This is a genomic window from Actinomadura sp. (assembly GCF_044508335.1).
Taxonomy (GTDB): domain Bacteria; phylum Actinomycetota; class Actinomycetes; order Streptosporangiales; family Streptosporangiaceae; genus Spirillospora.
This window is the reverse complement of the sequence record NZ_JBIQHY010000031.1, coordinates 45,161-60,826: the sequence shown is the minus strand read 5'-3', so window position 1 is coordinate 60,826 and position 15,666 is coordinate 45,161. Positions and strand designations below refer to the sequence as shown.

Sequence of the window (15,666 nt, the reverse complement as noted above, 5' to 3'; positions counted from 1 at the left end):
GGTCATCACACCCCGCGAGGTGTTCCAGCACCAGACCGTCGAGGAACTGGCCGCGGCCGCCAGGCCGGTCGGCGAGGGCGAGCGGGTCGAGGCCGAGGCGCCCGGCGCCGGGGTCGGCCGCGTCCCCGCCACCCCGATCATGCGCTGGTTCCAGGAACTGCGCGGCCCCGTCGCCGGCTACAGCCAGCGGATGCTGCTCCAGGTGCCGCCGGACGTCGGCGCCGGCCGGCTGACCCGTGCGCTCCAGACCGTTCTCGACCACCATGACATGCTCCGCCTCCGCGTGCGGGACGGGGAGTTCGAGGTCGCCGAGCCCGGCACGGTCGACGCCGGCCCCCTCGTCCGCCGCGTGGACGTCGCGGGCCTCGGCGCGGCGGAACTCCGACGCGTCCTCGCGGAGGAGGCGGAGGCCGCGCGCGGCCGCCTCGACCCGGCCGCCGGGACGATGGCGCAGCTCGTCTGGTTCGACGCCGGACCCGCCGCCTCCGGACGACTCCTCCTCACCCTCCACCACCTCGCCGTGGACGGCGTGACCTGGCGGATCATCCTTCCCGACCTGGTCACCGCCTGGGCCGGGGGAGACCTCGACCCCGTCCCGACGTCGTTCCGCCGCTGGGCGCAGCGCCTCACCGCCGAGGCGTCCGACCCGGCCCGCACCGCCGAGCTGCCGCTGTGGGAGGACGTCCTCGCCACCCCCGACCCCGTCCTCGGCGCCCGCCCCCTCGACCCCGCCGCGGACACGTTCGCGACGGCGCGGCACCTCACCCTCGACCTGCCCGCCGACGTGACCGAGCCCCTCCTCACCGAGGTCCCGGCCGCGTTCCACGGGCGCGTCAACGACGTCCTGCTCACCGGCCTCGCCCTCGCCGTCGCCGAATGGCGGCGCGACCGGGGCACCTGCGACGAGACGGCCGTCCTCATCGACCTCGAAGGGCACGGCCGCGAGGAGATCGTCCCCGGCGTCGACCTGTCCCGCACCGCCGGCTGGTTCACCTCCATCTACCCGGTGCGGCTGGACGCCGGCTGGGTCGAGCCCGCCGACGTGCGCGAGGGCGGGCAGGCGGCCGGCACCGCGCTCAAGCGGGTCAAGGAGCAGCTCCGCGAGATCCCCGACAACGGCATCGGGTACGGCCTGCTCCGCTACCTCAACCCCGCCGCGGGCGCGGGCCTCGCCGCCCGCCGCCCGCAGATCGCGTTCAACTACCTCGGCCGCTCCGCCGCGCCCGAGGCCACCGACTGGGGACCGGCCGACCAGGCGGACAGCGACGCCCTCGGCGCCGGCCAGGACGGCGCGCTCGGCCTCGTCCACGCCATCGAGGTCAACGCGCACACCCGCGACCTGCCCGGCGGGCCGGAGCTGTCCGCGACGTGGACGTGGGCCGGGAACCTGTTCGACGCCGCCGCCGTCGAGGACCTCGCCGGCCGCTGGTACGCGGCGCTGCGCGGCCTCGTCGCGCACGTCGTCGACGGCGCCGCCGACGGGCCCGTCGGCGGGTTCACGCCGTCCGACCTGTCCCTGGTGGACGTCAGCCAGGACGAGATCGACGAGCTCGCCGCCGAGCTCGACGGTGAATGGGAGCTGGATTGAGCAAGTCGCAGCTTGAGGACATCCTCCCCCTGTCCCCGTTGCAGCAGGGGCTGTTCTTCCACGCCCTCTACGACTCGGGCCGCGACGTCTACACCGCGCAGATCGTGTTCGACCTGCGCGGCCCCCTCGACGTGGACGCGCTCAAGGCCGCCGCCGCGACGCTCCTGCGCCGCCACGCGAACCTGCGGGCCGGGTTCCGGCAGCGCAAGGAGGGCTCGCCGGTCCAGGTCGTCCACCGCACCGTCCGGCTGCCGTGGCGGGACGAGGACCTGTCCGCCCTCCCGGACGCCGAACGCGAGGCCGGGGCCCGCGAGCTGGCCGCCGCCGAACGCGCCCGGCCGTTCGACATGGCGAAGCCGCCGCTGCTGCGCTTCCTGCTCATCAAGCTGGCGGACGGCCTGCATCGCATGGTGTTCACCAACCACCACATCCTGCTGGACGGCTGGTCCACGCCCGTCCTGCAGACCGAGCTGTTCGCGCTGTACCTGGCCAAGGGCGACGACACCGGGATGCCGCGCGTCGCCCCCTACAAGAACTACCTGGCGTGGCTCGCCCAGCAGGACCGCGCCGCCGCCGAGGAGGCGTGGCGCCGCTCCCTCGACGGCGTCCACGAGCCCACCCTCGTCGCCCCGGGCGCCGCCGAGCCGGGCGCCGGCGCCCCCGGGCGCGTCCGGACGACCCTCACCGAGGAGCTCACCTCCGCGCTCGGCGCGCGGGCCCGCGCCCAGGGCGTCACCCTCAACACCGTCCTCCAGCTCGCGTGGGGGACGCTGCTGAGCCGCCTCACCGGCTCCACCGACGTGGTGTTCGGCGCCGCCGTGTCGGGCCGCCCGCCCGAACTGCCCGGCGTCGAGCAGATGATCGGCCTGTTCATCAACACGCTGCCGATCCGCGTCCGCGTCCGCCCGTCCGACACCGTCGCCGGGGCCCTCACCCGGCTCCAGGACGAGCAGGCCGCGCTGATGCCGCACCACCACCTCGGCCTGTCCGACATCCAGCGCCTCACCGGGACCGGGACGCTGTTCGACACGATGACCGTCCTGGAGAACTACCCGTTCGACCCGGACGCCGCCGGCACCGCCCTCGGCGGCCTCACCCTCCACGACGTCGACGGCTACGACGCCTCCCACTACCCGCTGACCTTCGCCGCCGTCCCCGGCCGCGGCCTGTCGCTGCGCATCGACCACCGCACCGACCTGTTCTCCGCGGACGACGCGCAGCGCCTGATGCGCCGCCTCACCCGCATCCTCGACGCGATCGCCTACCGCCCCGACCTCCCGCTCGGCCGCATCGCCGTCCTCGACGACGACGAGCGCGACGCCGTCCTCGGCGGCTGGCAGGGCCCGCGCACCGGCCGCCGCCCCGGCACCCTCACCGGCCGCTTCGCCGAGCAGCTCGCGCGGACGCCCGGCGCCGTCGCGGTCCGCGCCGCGGGGGAGCCGCTCACCTACGCCGAGCTGGACGCGCGGGCGAACCGGCTGGCGCACCGCCTCGCCGGGCTCGGCGTCGGCCGCGACACCCCCGTCGCGGTGCTGCTCGAAAGGTCCGCCGACGTCGTCGTGGTCTCGCTGGCGGTCCTCAAGGCGGGCGGGGCCTACGCGCCGATCCACCACGGCTACCCGCCCGAGCGGACGGCGTGGGCGGTCGCCGAGGTCGACGCGCCCGTCCTGGTGGTCAACACGCCGATGCGGGAGCGCGTCGCCGGCCTCGACACGTCCGCGCACGTCATCGTCGTGGACGACGACCCGGAGACCGACGCGCAGCCGGACACCGACCCGGGCGTCCCATGCCACCCCGAGCAGCTCGCCTGCGTGCTGTTCACCTCCGGGTCGACCGGCGTGCCCAAGGGCGTCATGCTGCGGCACCGCGACGCGCTCGACCTCGCCACCGACGGCAGGCTCGCGGGCGGAGCGCACGACCGGGTCCTCGTCCACTCGCCGCACGCGTTCGACGCGTCCATCTACGAGATCTGGACGCCGCTGCTGCACGGCGGCACCGCCGTCGTCGCGCCGCCCGGCCACCTGAACGGCGAGGCCCTCGAAGAGATCATCGCCGCCGAGGACCTCACCGGCCTGTTCCTCACCACCACGCTGTTCAACCTGGTCGCGGACGAGCGGCCGCACGCCTTCGCGCGGCTCCGCGAGGTGCTGACCGGCGGGGAGGCCGGGTCGCCGGCCGCGATCCGCAAGGTGCTCGCCGCCTGCCCCGGCACCGAGGTCGGCAACGTGTACGGGCCGACCGAGGCCACCACCTACACCACCATCGCCGGGCAGCGGGCGCCGCTCGCCGACCCGGCCGAGACGTCCGCCGTGCTGGGCCGCCCCATCGACGACATGCGCGTCTACGTGCTGGACCAGGGGCTGCGGCCCGTCCCGCCCGGCGTGGTCGGCGAGGCCTACATCGCGGGCGCCGGGCTCGGCCGCGGCTACCTGCGCCGCCCGTCGCTCACCGCCGAGCGCTACGTCGCCGACCCGTTCGGCGCGCCCGGCGACCGCATGTACCGGACGGGCGACCTCGTCCGGTGGCGGCCGGGCGGCACCCTCGAATACGTCGGCCGCGCCGACTTCCAGGTCAAGGTCCGCGGGTTCCGGATCGAGCCGGGCGAGATCGAGGCCGCCGTCGCCGCGCACCCGGCCGTGCAGAACGTCGCCGTCGTCGCCCGCGAGGACGCACCCGGCGTCAAGACCCTCGTCGCCTACGTCATCGCCGCGTCGATCGACGGGCTCCGCGAGTTCGTCGAGGACCGGCTGCCCGAGTACATGGTGCCCGCCGCGTTCGTCCGGCTCGACACCTTCCCCGTCGGCCCGAACGGCAAGCTCGACCGGCGCGCCCTCCCCGCCCCCGACTACGGCGAGGCCGCCGCCGGGCGCGACCCGCGCACCCCCGAGGAGGAGCTGCTCTGCGGGATCGTCGCGGACGTCCTCGGCCTCGACCGGGTCGGCGCCGACGTCAGCTTCTTCGACCTCGGCGGCGACAGCATCGCCGCGCTGAAGCTCGTCACCCGCGCCCGGCGGGCGGGCATCGAGCTCACCCCCCGCGACGTGTTCACCCACCAGACCGTCGAGGCGCTGGCCAGGGCCGGCGACCCCGAGGACCGGCTCGGCTTCGAGGTGCTGCTGCCCATCCGCACCACCGGCACCCGGCCGCCGGTGTTCTTCGTCCACCCCGCCGGCGGGCTGTCCTGGGGGTACCTGCAGTTCCAGCGGTACCTCGGCCCCGACCAGCCGATCTACGGGCTGCAGGCCCGCGCGTTCACCCAGCCGGAGCTGCCCGGGTCGGTGGAGGAGATGGCGGCGGACTACCTGGAGCAGATCCGGGCCGTCCGGCCGTCCGGCCCCTACCACCTCGTAGGCTGGTCGCTCGGCGGGCTCGTCGCCTACGAGATGGCCGTCCGGCTCCAGGAGGCCGGCGAGCGCGTCGGCCTGCTCGCGCTCATCGACGCCTACCACGGCCAGGACCTCGAATCGGAGCGGCGCGAGGTGCTCCCCGAGCTGCTGGAGGCCATCGGCATCGACGCGAAGATGGTCGCCGAGGACGGCAACCCCGACATGGCGCAGATCATGGCGGTGCTCGCCGAACGCGACGACGCCCTCGCCACCCTCGGCGAGGACGACCTCGTCAACGTCTACCGCAACTACGAGAACGGGCTGCGCCAGGCGGAGGAGTACCGGCCGGGGCGGTTCCGCGGCGACATCGTGTTCTTCACCGCGCTCCGGGGCCGCACCGGCGACTCGCCCACCGGGCGGTCCAACTGGGGGCCGCTCGTCGAGGGCGAGATCGAGGACTACCCGATCGACGTCGACCACCACCTCCTCATGGAGCCGGGCCCGGCCGCCGAGATGGGCGCCGTGCTCGCCGCTAAATTGGACAAGCTGCGCAGCAGCCACTGAAAGGGAACACAGATGAGCAACCCATTCGAGGACCCGGACGGCACGTATCTCGTCCTCGTCAACGACGAGGGCCAGCACTCGCTGTGGCCGTCGTTCGCCGAGGTCCCCGCCGGCTGGACGGTCGCCAAGGACGAGGACACCCGGGAGGCGTGCCTCGACTACATCAGCGAGAACTGGACCGACATGCGGCCGAAGAGCCTCATCGAGGCCATGGGTGAGTGACACGGGCCGGGGGGCGCCCCCGGGAGGCACCGAGGTCGAGATCCCGTCGGTCACCGAGTGGACGATGGAGATGCTGGACGCGGCCGACCTGCGTCCCGCGCCGCTGCCCGGCGTCGAGATGACGTTCACGCTGGCCGCGCTGCCGTCCGCCGACGTCAACCGCGCCCTGTACGCGGCCGTCGGCGCCCGCGTCTGCTGGACGGACCGCTTCCCGTGGACGTACGAGCAGTGGCGCCGCTGGGTCGAGCGCCCCGAGCTGTCCACGTGGATCGCCATGGCCGAGGGCACCATCGCGGGCTTCTTCGAGATCGAGGCGCAGCCGGGCGGCGACACCGAGATCCACCTGGTGGGCCTCACCCCCGCGTTCGTCGGCCGCGGCTACGGCGGCTACCTCGTCGAGCAGTGCACCCGCCGCGCCTGGCAGCGCGGCGAGCTGTGGGCCCAGGACTCCGGCCCCGCGTCGCGGGTCTGGCTGCGCACCAGCAGCCTGGACCACCCGAACGCGATCGCCAACTACCGGCGCCGGGGCTTCAAGGTGGCCGCGGAGACCACCGCGCCCAAGCTCGTCCCCGACCCCAGGGTCGCGCCGTGGCCGCTGCCGGAGGACCCCCGCACGGTCTCCCGCCGGCACGAGGAGGAGGAGTTGGTCACGTGACGTGGTTCCGCTGCGCCGAGACGCGCCCCTGGGCGTCGATGCGGCTGTTCTGCCTGCCGCACGCGGGCGGGTCGGCGGTGTTCTACCGGCCGTGGGCCAAGGAGGTCAGCCAGGCCGTCGAGGTGCACGCCGTGCAGTACCCGGGCCGCGCCGACCGGTTGGCCGACGCCATGGTCACCGACGCCCACCAGCTCGCCCGCCTCGTCGCCGGTGCGATGGCGCCGCTGATGGACCGTCCCGCCGCGCTGTTCGGGCACAGCATGGGCGCCGTCCTCGCCTACGAGGTGGCGCGGCTGCTGCAGGAGCGCGGCAGCGCCCCGGTGCACGTGTTCGCCTCCGGCGCCCGGCCGCCGCACGACCGCGACGACGGCCGCCGCGTCTCCGACATGGACGACGACGGCGTGGTCGAGGAGATGATCGAGCTGGGCGGCAGCGACGCTGAGGCGCTGCGGGATCCCGAGCTGCGCGAGCTGGTCCTGCCGTACGTCCGCAACGACTTCGCGCTGATCGAGAACTACGAGCACCGGGACGGGACGCGGCTGGAGGTCCCGCTCACCGCCGTCATCGGGGACTCCGACCCGCACGTGTCCGAGGAGCAGGCGCGCGGCTGGGCGCGGGTCACCGACGGGAGGTTCGCGCTGAAGGTGATGCCGGGCGGCCACTTCTACCTGACCGACCGGCAGTCCGCCGTCATCGCCGAGATCCACCGCGCCCTCGAAGTGCCCGCCTGACGCGGGCGCGCCCCGACGCCGGAGCGTCCGGCCCTGGAACGGCGGACGGGCCGCCCCCACGGGAGTCCGGGGTGGGGGCGGCCCGCCTCTCACGGTGCCGTCTCTGGGTGGGGCCGCGAGATCAGTAGACGCTCAGCCCGTAGCGGGAGAGCGGCTCGGTGACGGGCTGGAAGAACGTCGTCCCGCCCCAGGTGCAGTTGCCGCTGCCGCCGGAGGTCAGCCCGAGCGCGGTGGACCCGGCGAACAGGGAGCCGCCGCTGTCGCCCGGCTCGGCGCACACCGTGGTGCGGATGAGGCCGCTGACGCTGCCCTCCGCGTAGTTCACCGTCTGGTTGAGCGCGGTGACCCGGCCGCTGTGCAGGCCGGTGGTGCTGCCGCTGCGGTACACCGTCTGCCCGACCGCCGCGTTCCCGGCGCTCGTGATGTCGCGGGTGCCGGAGTACAGGTTGACGGTGCCCTGCGTGTCGGTGGGCGCCGAGGTGTACTGCACGACCCCGTAGTCGTTGCCGGGGAAGCTGCTGGCCACGGTGCGGCCCAGCGTCCGGCCCGAGCTGTCGGTCCAGGTCGTGCCGATGTTGGTGCAGTGCCCGGCGGTGACGAAGTAGTACGTGCTGCCGGACCGGACGTTGAAGCCCAGCGAGCAGCGCGCGCCGCCGGTGTAGATGGCCTCGCCGCCGCGGGTGAACTTCTGGAACTTCCCGGCGACCCGCTCGGTGCGGACGGCCGCGCCCAGCTCGGCGACCGCGGCCCGCACCTTCTTGAGCTTGGCGCCCTTGACCGTGCTGTCCATGGTCAGCAGGACCTGGTTGGCGGCCGGGTCCACCGCCCACGCGGTGCCGGGGACGGCCGCGTCGCGCTTGAGCGCCTTCATGACCTTCTGCAGGTCGGCGCCGCTGCGCGCGACGGTCTTCGGCACGGCGCCCGCGGCGCGGACGGCCTGCGCGGCCTGCGCGGTGGTGACCGTGACGACCAGCTTGCCGCCCTTGAGGTAGGAGCCGGCGGTCTGGGAGCCGAGCTGGTGCGCGAGGGAGCTGGCCAGCGTGCCGGGCCCGGCGGGAGCGGCCGGCGCGGCGGGGCTGGCGGACGCGGCGGGAGCGGCCGCGAGGGTGGCGGCCACGAGGCCGACCGTTGCCGTGGTGACGGCGGCGGCGCCGGCGCGCCTGTGACGGTTCTTCACTTGTGCCTCCAGCGGGGGGTTTGGCGCACCCTTGTGGTGCGCCGGAGGTCCTGGACATGGTGTAAGAACCGTCAATGCGGACGTAAGACGCAGAAGGTGACTAATTCCGGGCAGCGTCGTTGGCATCCTGCGAGGCCGCAGGTGGTCAGTCCGGGCATGGCGGAGCGCCGGCCCGTCCCGCCGGACGCGATTATGTCCCGGGATGCGGCAGCGGCATCCCGGACCCCGGTCCCCGCTCCTGGACCGCGCGTCCAATGGGTCTCCCCGGCGCGGCGTTCCCGACGTACAGTCGACATCGACGGGGGACCGGACCTTTGACGCGGATTCCCCGCCCCCGGTTCCCGGCACGGGAGTGCGCATGGGCGTCGAGATCCGGGTGGAAGGGCTCAGGAAGTCGTTCGGGCGGCAGGTCATCTGGGAGGACGTGTCCCTCACCGTCCCGGCGGGCGAGATCTCCGCGCTGCTCGGGCCGTCCGGCACGGGCAAGTCGGTGTTCCTCAAGAACCTCGTCGGGCTGCTGCGGCCCGACCGCGGCCACGTCTACGTCGGGGGCGGCGACGTCCCGCGGCTGCGCGAGCACGAGCTCTACGAGCTGCGCCGCCAGTTCGGCGTGCTGTTCCAGGACGGCGCCCTGTTCGGCTCCATGAACATCTACGACAACATCGCCTTCCCGCTGCGCGAGCACACGAAGAAGGGCGAGTCGGAGATCCGGCGCATCGTGCTGGAGAAGATGGACATGGTCGGGCTCACCGGATCGGAGCACAAGCTGCCCGGCGAGATCTCCGGCGGGATGAAGAAGCGCGCCGGGCTCGCCCGCGCCCTCGTCCTCGACCCCGAGATCATCCTGGCGGACGAGCCGGACTCCGGCCTCGACCCCGTCCGCACCGCCTACCTCAACCAGCTGTTCGTCGACCTCAACACCGAGCTCGGCGCCACCTTCCTCATCGTCACCCACGACATCGGCACGGCCCGCGTCCTGCCGGACAACCTCGGCCTGCTGTTCCGCCGCGGCCTGGTGATGTTCGGGCCGCGCGAGATGGTGCTGTCCAGCACGCACCCGGCGGTCAACCAGTTCTTCAACGCGCGCCGCCAGGGCCCGATCGGCATGGCGGAGGAGAAGGACGTCGCCGACATCGCCGCCGAGCCGCAGGCCCTGCCGATGCCGGCGCCGATCCCGCCGCAGCTGATGCCGAGCGACGGCCGGCTGCGCCCCTCGATGCGCCGCCCCGGCGAGTGGCTGCGCGACCACGGCGTCACCCCGCCGCCGGGCTCGTTCATCGACGAGCAGGGCCGGGACTGGCTGGCCGACTGGGACGAACTGGTCGCGGCGCGGCGGCTGCGGGGCTGACCCGTTCACGGTGAGTTATCTGCCTGGGTGGTCACCGGACGAGTGGAACGGGAGAATGGTTCGGTGACGCTCCTTTTGACCCGTTCCGACCTTGAAGCGGTGCTCGACCCCGCCACCTGCCTCGACGCGCTGCGCCGCGGCTTCACCGCCGCGCAGGACGGGACGGCCGCGCGCCGGGTGATCGCGAAACTCCCCGGCCAGGGCACCGCCACCGCGCTGCTGCCCGGCGTGGTCGCGGAGATCCCCGCCTACACCGTGAAGGTCAACGCCAAGTTCCCGGGCAGCCGCCCGGCGCTGCGCGGCGTCGTCTGCCTGCACGACCTCGGCACCGGCGAGCTGCTGGCCCAGCTGGACTCGGCCACCGTGACCGCCTGGCGCACCGGCCTGGCCGCCGCGCTCGGCACCCACGCGCTCGCCCGCCCCGACGCGGACACCGTCGCGGTGATCGGCGCCGGCGCGCAGGCGGAGCTGGTCATGCGGGGCCTGTCCGAGCTGCGCGAGGTGCGCGGCCTCACCGTCTGCGACCTGGACGCCGCCCGCGCCGCCGGGTTCGCCGAGCGGCACGGCGCGCGGCTCGGGGTCCGCGCGGCCGTCGCCGCCGACCCGCGCGCCGCCGTCCGGGACGCCGGGATCGTCGTCATGGCGACCTGGGCGCGCCGCCCCCTCCTGCACGCCGCGGACGTCGCCCGCGGCACGCACCTCACCTCGCTCGGCGCGGACGAGCCCGGCAAGGCCGAGCTGGGCGCCGACCTGCTGGAGGGCGCACGGGTCGTGGTCGACGACGTCCCGCTCGCCGTCGAGATGGGCGTGCTCGCCGGCGCCGGCCTCGACGTCAAGCACGCCGCCGGCACGCTGCGCGACCTGCTGTGCGGCGAGGTGCCCGGCCGGGTCAGGCGCGCCGAGGTCACCGTGTACGCGCCGGTCGGGCTGCCCTGGCAGGACCTCGCACTGAGCTGGACGGCCTACCGCGCGGCCCGCGCCGCCGGCGCCGGCGTGGAGTTCGACTTCCTGGCATGATCGCAGAATATTGAAACACGTTCTATTTTCTGCGTAGGCTGTGCCGACGGCGCGGCGACGAACCGGAGGTGACGCCGGTGATCTGGGACCGGTTCCGAATCGACGGCAGGGCGGCGGTCGTGACCGGCGCCGGCCGCGGCATCGGCGCGGCCGCCGCGGTGGCGCTCGCGCAGGCGGGCGCCGACGTGGTGATCGCCTCCCGCACGGAGGAGCAGCTCCGCAAGGTGGCGGCCGAGATCGAGGCCGCCGGGCGGCGGGCGCTGGTCGTCCCGTCCGACCTCGCCGAACCCGACGCCGCCGCCGAGCTGGCCGGACGCGCCGCCGGGGAGTTCGGCCGCATCGACATCGTCGTGAACAACATGGGCGGCGCCATGCCCGCCGCCTTCATGGACACCGAGCCGCGGCACCTGGAGAAGGCGTTCCGGTTCAACGTCGCCACCGCGCACGCGCTGACCCGCGCCGCCGTCCCGCACCTCCTGGAGGCGGGCGGCGGCAGCGTCGTCAACATCTCCTCGGCCGTGGGCCGCATCGCCGGCCGCGGCTACCTCGCCTACGGCAGCGCCAAGGCCGCGCTCGCCCACTACACCCGGCTCGCCGCGTTCGACCTGGCGCCGCGCGTCCGCGTCAACGCGATCGCCGTCGGCTCGGTCGCGACGTCCGCGCTCGACGTCGTGATGACCGACGACGGGCTGCGCACCGACATGGAGCGCAGGACGCCGCTGCGCCGCGTCGGCGACCCCGAGGACGTCGCCGCCGCCGTCCTCTACCTCGCCTCGCCCGCCTCCGCCTACGTCACCGGCAGCCTGCTGCGCGTCGACGGCGGGATCGAGACCCCGAACCTCGACCTCGGACTGGAGGACCTGTGACCCGCCGCGTCGTCGTCTGGGCCACCGGCAACGTCGGCCGGCACGCCATCGCGGGCGTGGACGCCCGCCCCGACCTGGAGCTCGCCGGCGTCTGGACGTCCACCCCCGGGAAGATCGGCAGGGACGCGGGGGAGCTCGCCGGGCTGGGCCGCCGCCTCGGGGTCGCCGCCACCGGCGACGCCGAGGCGCTGCTCGCGCTCCGTCCCGACTGCGTCGTCTACACCGCGATGGCGGACGTCCGGCTGCCCGAGGCCGTCGGCGACCTGTGCCGCATCCTGCGCGCCGGCGTGAACGTCGTGTCCAGCAGCGCGATGTTCCTGCAGTTCCCGGACGGCGGCGCCGTCCCGGCCGAGCTGGTCGAACCGGTGCGGGAGGCCGCCGCCGCGGGCGGCGCGTCGATCTTCGTCAACGGCATCGACCCGGGCTTCGCCAACGACCTGCTCCCGCTCGCGGTCACCGGCATCAGCGAGCGCATCGACCGGCTCCGCTGCATGGAGATCATCAACCTCGCCACCTACGACCAGGCCACGGTCCTGTTCGACTTCATGGGCTTCGGCCGCCCCCTGGACGAGATCCCGCCGCTGCTGCGGCCCGGCGAGCTGACGCTGGCGTGGGGGAGCGTCGTCCGGCAGCTCGCCGCCGGCCTGGACGTCGAGCTGGACGGGATCGCCGAACGGCACGCCCGCCTCCCCGCGCCCGAGACGTTCGACGTCTCCGCCGGGACGGTCCGGAAGGGCACCGCCGCCGCGCTGCGGTGGGAACTGCTGGGCATGCGCGGCGGCGAGGCCGTCATCGTCCTGGAGCACGTCACCCGGCTGCGCGACGACCTCGCCCCCGACTGGCCGCGGCCGGCGGGCGCGGGCTGCTACCGCGTGGAGGTCAGCGGCGAGCCGGACTACACCGTCGACCTGCGCCTCCTCGGCTCGGACGGCGACATCAACACCGCCGGCCTGAAGGCCACCGCGATGCGCCTGGTCAACGCGATCCCGGCCGTCGCCGCTGCCCCGCCCGGCCTGCTCACCGCGCTGGACCTGCCCCTGATCACCGGCCGGGGCCTGCTCTAGACGGTCCCGCTAGAGGCCGAACCGTGTCGAGGAGCGGAACGAGCCGCTCCTCCTCCCGGTCGAGGCGCGGCTCACCATCCGGGAGCCCTCGGGAAATGCGAGATCACACGAATGGGAATCGTCAGAGCCCTTCGCGGTGCGCGACGGCGGCGGCCTGGGTGCGGCTGGTGACGTTCAGCTTGGCGAGGATGTTGGACACGTGCACGCTCGCCGTCTTCGGGGAGATGAACAGCGCCGCCGCGATCTCCCGGTTGTTGCGGCCCTCCGCGACCAGCTTCAGCACCTCCCGCTCCCGCGCGGTCAGCGCGGAGAGCGGGCCGCCGGACGGCGCGGGCGCCGGGCGCGCCGGGCCGAGCCGCGCCCGGGCGCCGAGGTCGCGCAGCGCCGCGAGCAGCGGCCGCGCGCCGAGCCGTTCGGCGATCTCCACGGCGGAGCGCCACTGGGCCGCCGCCTCCTCCCGGTCGCCGTTCTCGGCGAGCGCCTCCGCCAGCCGCCACCGCGACCGCGCCACCTCGTAGACGAACCCGCCGGCGGGGTCGCCGTAGGTGAACAGGTCGGCGGTCCTGCGCCACAGCTCCACGTCGTGGACGCCGTCGACGCGCCGCCGCTCCGCCTCCGCGCGGGCCAGCCACGCCAGCCCTTCGACGCCGAGCCAGGTGCGCGGCTGCCCGTCGGTGGTGACCGCGACGACGGCCCGCGCGATCCGCAGCAGCCTGTCGCCCGCCTCGGCCGACGCCCGCGCCGCCGCCTCGTCGCCCGCCGCGCGAGCCCGCGCCGCCCGCTCGGCCTCCGCCCACAGCCCGGTCGCGGCGATGCGGATCGCGCCGACCGTCTCGGCGTAGACGGTGCGGAGGACGTTCTCGACGTGATCGATCGCGGTGTCGGGATCGCCGTTCCACAGCGCGTGCTCGGCGGCGAGGCCCCGGGCGACGTAGTTGAGGAACGCGTCCTGGTCCCACAGCGGCGTGATCCACCGCAGCCGCTCCGCCACGTCGGGGCCGCCCTGCGCGACCTCGACGAACAGCGCGTACGCCGACACCTGCGCCTCATGGGGCCGGACGACCTGGACGGCGAAGCCGGCCGCCAGCCGGTTCGCCTCCGCCCAGTTGCCCGTCGTGTAGTGGATCAGGTAGCGCAGCGAGCGCAGCACCGTCCCGAACGTGCTCCAGCCGAGCCCGTTGTCGAGGGCGAACTTCACGCCCTCGTCGGCGGCGCGGATCGCTCCCGCGAGGTCGCCGCGGTCGAACTTCGTCCGCGCGTAGTGGAACGCGGCCCGCATCGCGCTCATCGACGTCTCGCCGCGGGCGGCCGCGAGGTCCCTGGCCCGGGCGAACACCTCGGCCACGCCGGTGTCGGCCTCCCGCGACTCCCGGTACAGGCCGAGCGTCGTCAGCAGGCTGGCCTCCGCGCCGGGCGCCCCGGCGGCGCGCGCCTCCTCGACGGCCTTCTCCGCCAGCCCGGGCAGCTCGCCGTGCGGATCCCGGGAGAGCAGCGTCCGGGCGTAGGTGGCGAGCGCCCAGCTGCGCTCCCGCGTCGGCGGGTCGGCGGGCAGCATCGCGACCGCCTCCCGCGCGATCGCCTGCGACTCCGCGTCCTCGTCGAGGTCGCCGAGGTAGGCGGCGAGGTGCTCGCGGAGCGTCGAGCCGAGCGCCGGGTCGGCGGGGTCGGCGACGTCCAGCAGGCGGCGCAGCCGGTGCACGGCCCGCCGCAGCTCCCCGGCCCGCGCGGACGCCTGCGCGGCGTTCAGCGCCAGCCGGATCCGGTCGGTGCCCGCGGCCTCCTCCGCGCCGGGGACCGCCTCCCACAGCTCCAGCGCCCGCTCGTAGTGCCCGAACGCCTCGGCGGGCGCGCCCAGCCGGTCGGCCTCCCGCCCCGCCCGCACCGACGCGGCGAACGCGGCCGGCAGGTCGTGCGCCGCGAGGCTGTGGTGGGCCAGCTCCGCCGCCGACCCCCGCGTCCCGGCGGGCAGGTCGGCGAGGAGGCGGGCGAAGTCGGCGTGCAGCCGGGTCCGCTCGCCCGGCAGCAGGTCGGCGTAGACGGCCTCGCGCAGCAGCGCGTGCCGGAACGTGTAGCCCGTCCCGGACGGGACGAGCAGCTGGTGCGACACCACCTCGCGCAGCGCCTCGCCGACCGCCGCCTCGTCCAGCCCGGACACCCGGCGCACCAGCTCGTCGTCCACGCGCCGGCCCGCGACCGCCGCGACCCGCACCACCCGCTGCCCGGCGTCCGACAGCCGCTCCACCCGCGACAGCAGCAGGTCGGCGAGCCCGGACGGCAGCTCCGCCGCCCCCTCTCGCAGGTCGGGTTCGGCCGAGTACAGCTCGCCGGCGTAGAACGGGTTGCCCTCCGACCGGCGGTGCACCCGCTCCACGATCTCCGCCGTCACCGGCGCCGCGCCGCGCGAAAGTGCCGCCAGGTACTCGGCGGTCTCGGCGGGGCCGAACGGCGGCACCTCCACGCCGGTCACGTTCGGCAGCCGCAGCAGCTCCGCCACCACGGGCCGCAGCGGATGCCGCCGGTGCAGGTCGTCCGACCGGTACGTGCCGACGAGGCAGACCCGCTCGCGCTGCAGGACCCGGCACAGGAACGTCAGCAGGTGCCGGGTCGACCGGTCGGCCCAGTGCAGGTCCTCCAGGACGAGCAGGACGGTCCGGTCCCGCCCGAGCTCGCCGAGCAGCCCGAGCACCGCGCCGAACAGCTGCTGCTGGCCCAGCTCCGGGGCCGTGCCGGGGCCGCCGTCGCCGTCCGGCAGCAGGCGCCGCAGCACGGGGCGGGCGTCGAGCGCGGCGCGCACCTCGCCGGCCTCGGGGGCGCCGGAGTGCGCGGCCGTCCACAGCGCGTCCGCGAGCGGCAGGTACGGCATGCTCTCGCCCAGCTCCGCGCACTGCCCGACGAGCACCGCGCAGCCCTCGTCGCGCGCCGCCCGGGTCAGCGCGGCCACCAGGTGCGACTTGCCGACCCCCGCGTCGCCGCTGACCAGCACGGCGCCGGCGGAGCCGGACCCCGCCCGCGCCAGCGCGGCGGTCAGCTCGCCGAGCTCCGCCCTCCGGCCGATCAGCACGCCGCTCACCCCGTCGAGTATTCCACCGGGCCGGACGTGCGCGGGCC

11 protein-coding genes are annotated in these 15,666 nt (G+C 75.1%); 9 read left to right on the top strand and 2 right to left on the bottom strand.

The window, feature by feature from the left end:
- The 5 genes from ACIWVC_RS14010 to ACIWVC_RS13990 form a co-directional block, all read left to right on the top strand.
- A partial coding sequence (locus tag ACIWVC_RS14010; protein ID WP_396454206.1) for a condensation domain-containing protein occupies nt 1-1,588 on the top strand: 1,588 nt, incomplete at its 5' end.
- Nucleotides 1,585-5,478 carry an amino acid adenylation domain-containing protein gene (locus tag ACIWVC_RS14005; protein WP_396454205.1) on the top strand — a complete coding sequence of 1,298 codons (3,894 nt, stop codon included), beginning with the start codon at nt 1,585-1,587 and terminating at the stop codon, nt 5,476-5,478. The genes ACIWVC_RS14010 and ACIWVC_RS14005, both read left to right, overlap by 4 nt.
- Before the next feature lie 12 nt (nt 5,479-5,490).
- Nucleotides 5,491-5,700, top strand: coding sequence for an MbtH family protein (locus ACIWVC_RS14000; protein ID WP_396447747.1), 210 nt, complete (start codon nt 5,491-5,493; stop codon nt 5,698-5,700).
- Nucleotides 5,693-6,355 carry a GNAT family N-acetyltransferase gene (locus tag ACIWVC_RS13995; RefSeq protein ID WP_396447746.1) on the top strand — a complete coding sequence of 221 codons (663 nt, stop codon included), beginning with the start codon at nt 5,693-5,695 and terminating at the stop codon, nt 6,353-6,355. Before ACIWVC_RS14000 ends, ACIWVC_RS13995 begins: the two co-directional genes overlap by 8 nt.
- Nucleotides 6,352-7,086, top strand: a complete 735-nt coding sequence (locus tag ACIWVC_RS13990; RefSeq protein ID WP_396454204.1) for a thioesterase II family protein — start codon at nt 6,352-6,354, stop codon at nt 7,084-7,086. Before ACIWVC_RS13995 ends, ACIWVC_RS13990 begins: the two co-directional genes overlap by 4 nt.
- Before the next feature lie 121 nt (nt 7,087-7,207).
- Here ACIWVC_RS13990 and ACIWVC_RS13985 read toward each other — a convergent pair whose 3' ends face one another.
- Nucleotides 7,208-8,263: a S1 family peptidase gene (locus ACIWVC_RS13985; RefSeq protein ID WP_396447744.1), complete on the bottom strand. Its 1,056-nt coding sequence runs from the start codon at nt 8,261-8,263 to the stop codon at nt 7,208-7,210.
- A 358-nt stretch (nt 8,264-8,621) separates the two neighbouring features.
- Between ACIWVC_RS13985 and ACIWVC_RS13980 the strand changes: the two genes are divergently transcribed.
- From ACIWVC_RS13980 to ACIWVC_RS13965, 4 genes are all read left to right on the top strand, one after another.
- Entirely contained in the window at nt 8,622-9,611 is a 990-nt protein-coding gene (locus tag ACIWVC_RS13980; protein WP_396447743.1) for an ABC transporter ATP-binding protein, read from the top strand.
- A 63-nt stretch (nt 9,612-9,674) separates the two neighbouring features.
- Nucleotides 9,675-10,628, top strand: a complete 954-nt coding sequence (locus ACIWVC_RS13975) for an ornithine cyclodeaminase family protein (RefSeq protein WP_396447742.1) — start codon at nt 9,675-9,677, stop codon at nt 10,626-10,628.
- A gap of 77 nt (nt 10,629-10,705) precedes the next feature.
- On the top strand, nt 10,706-11,494 hold the full coding sequence (locus ACIWVC_RS13970) for an SDR family oxidoreductase (protein WP_396454203.1): 789 nt from the start codon (nt 10,706-10,708) through the stop codon (nt 11,492-11,494).
- Nucleotides 11,491-12,558, top strand: coding sequence for a dihydrodipicolinate reductase (locus ACIWVC_RS13965; RefSeq protein ID WP_396447740.1), 1,068 nt, complete (start codon nt 11,491-11,493; stop codon nt 12,556-12,558). Before ACIWVC_RS13970 ends, ACIWVC_RS13965 begins: the two co-directional genes overlap by 4 nt.
- A gap of 121 nt (nt 12,559-12,679) precedes the next feature.
- Here ACIWVC_RS13965 and ACIWVC_RS13960 read toward each other — a convergent pair whose 3' ends face one another.
- Nucleotides 12,680-15,628, bottom strand: a complete 2,949-nt coding sequence (locus ACIWVC_RS13960) for an AAA family ATPase (RefSeq protein WP_396447739.1) — start codon at nt 15,626-15,628, stop codon at nt 12,680-12,682.
- Nucleotides 15,629-15,666: the final 38 nt, after the last annotated feature.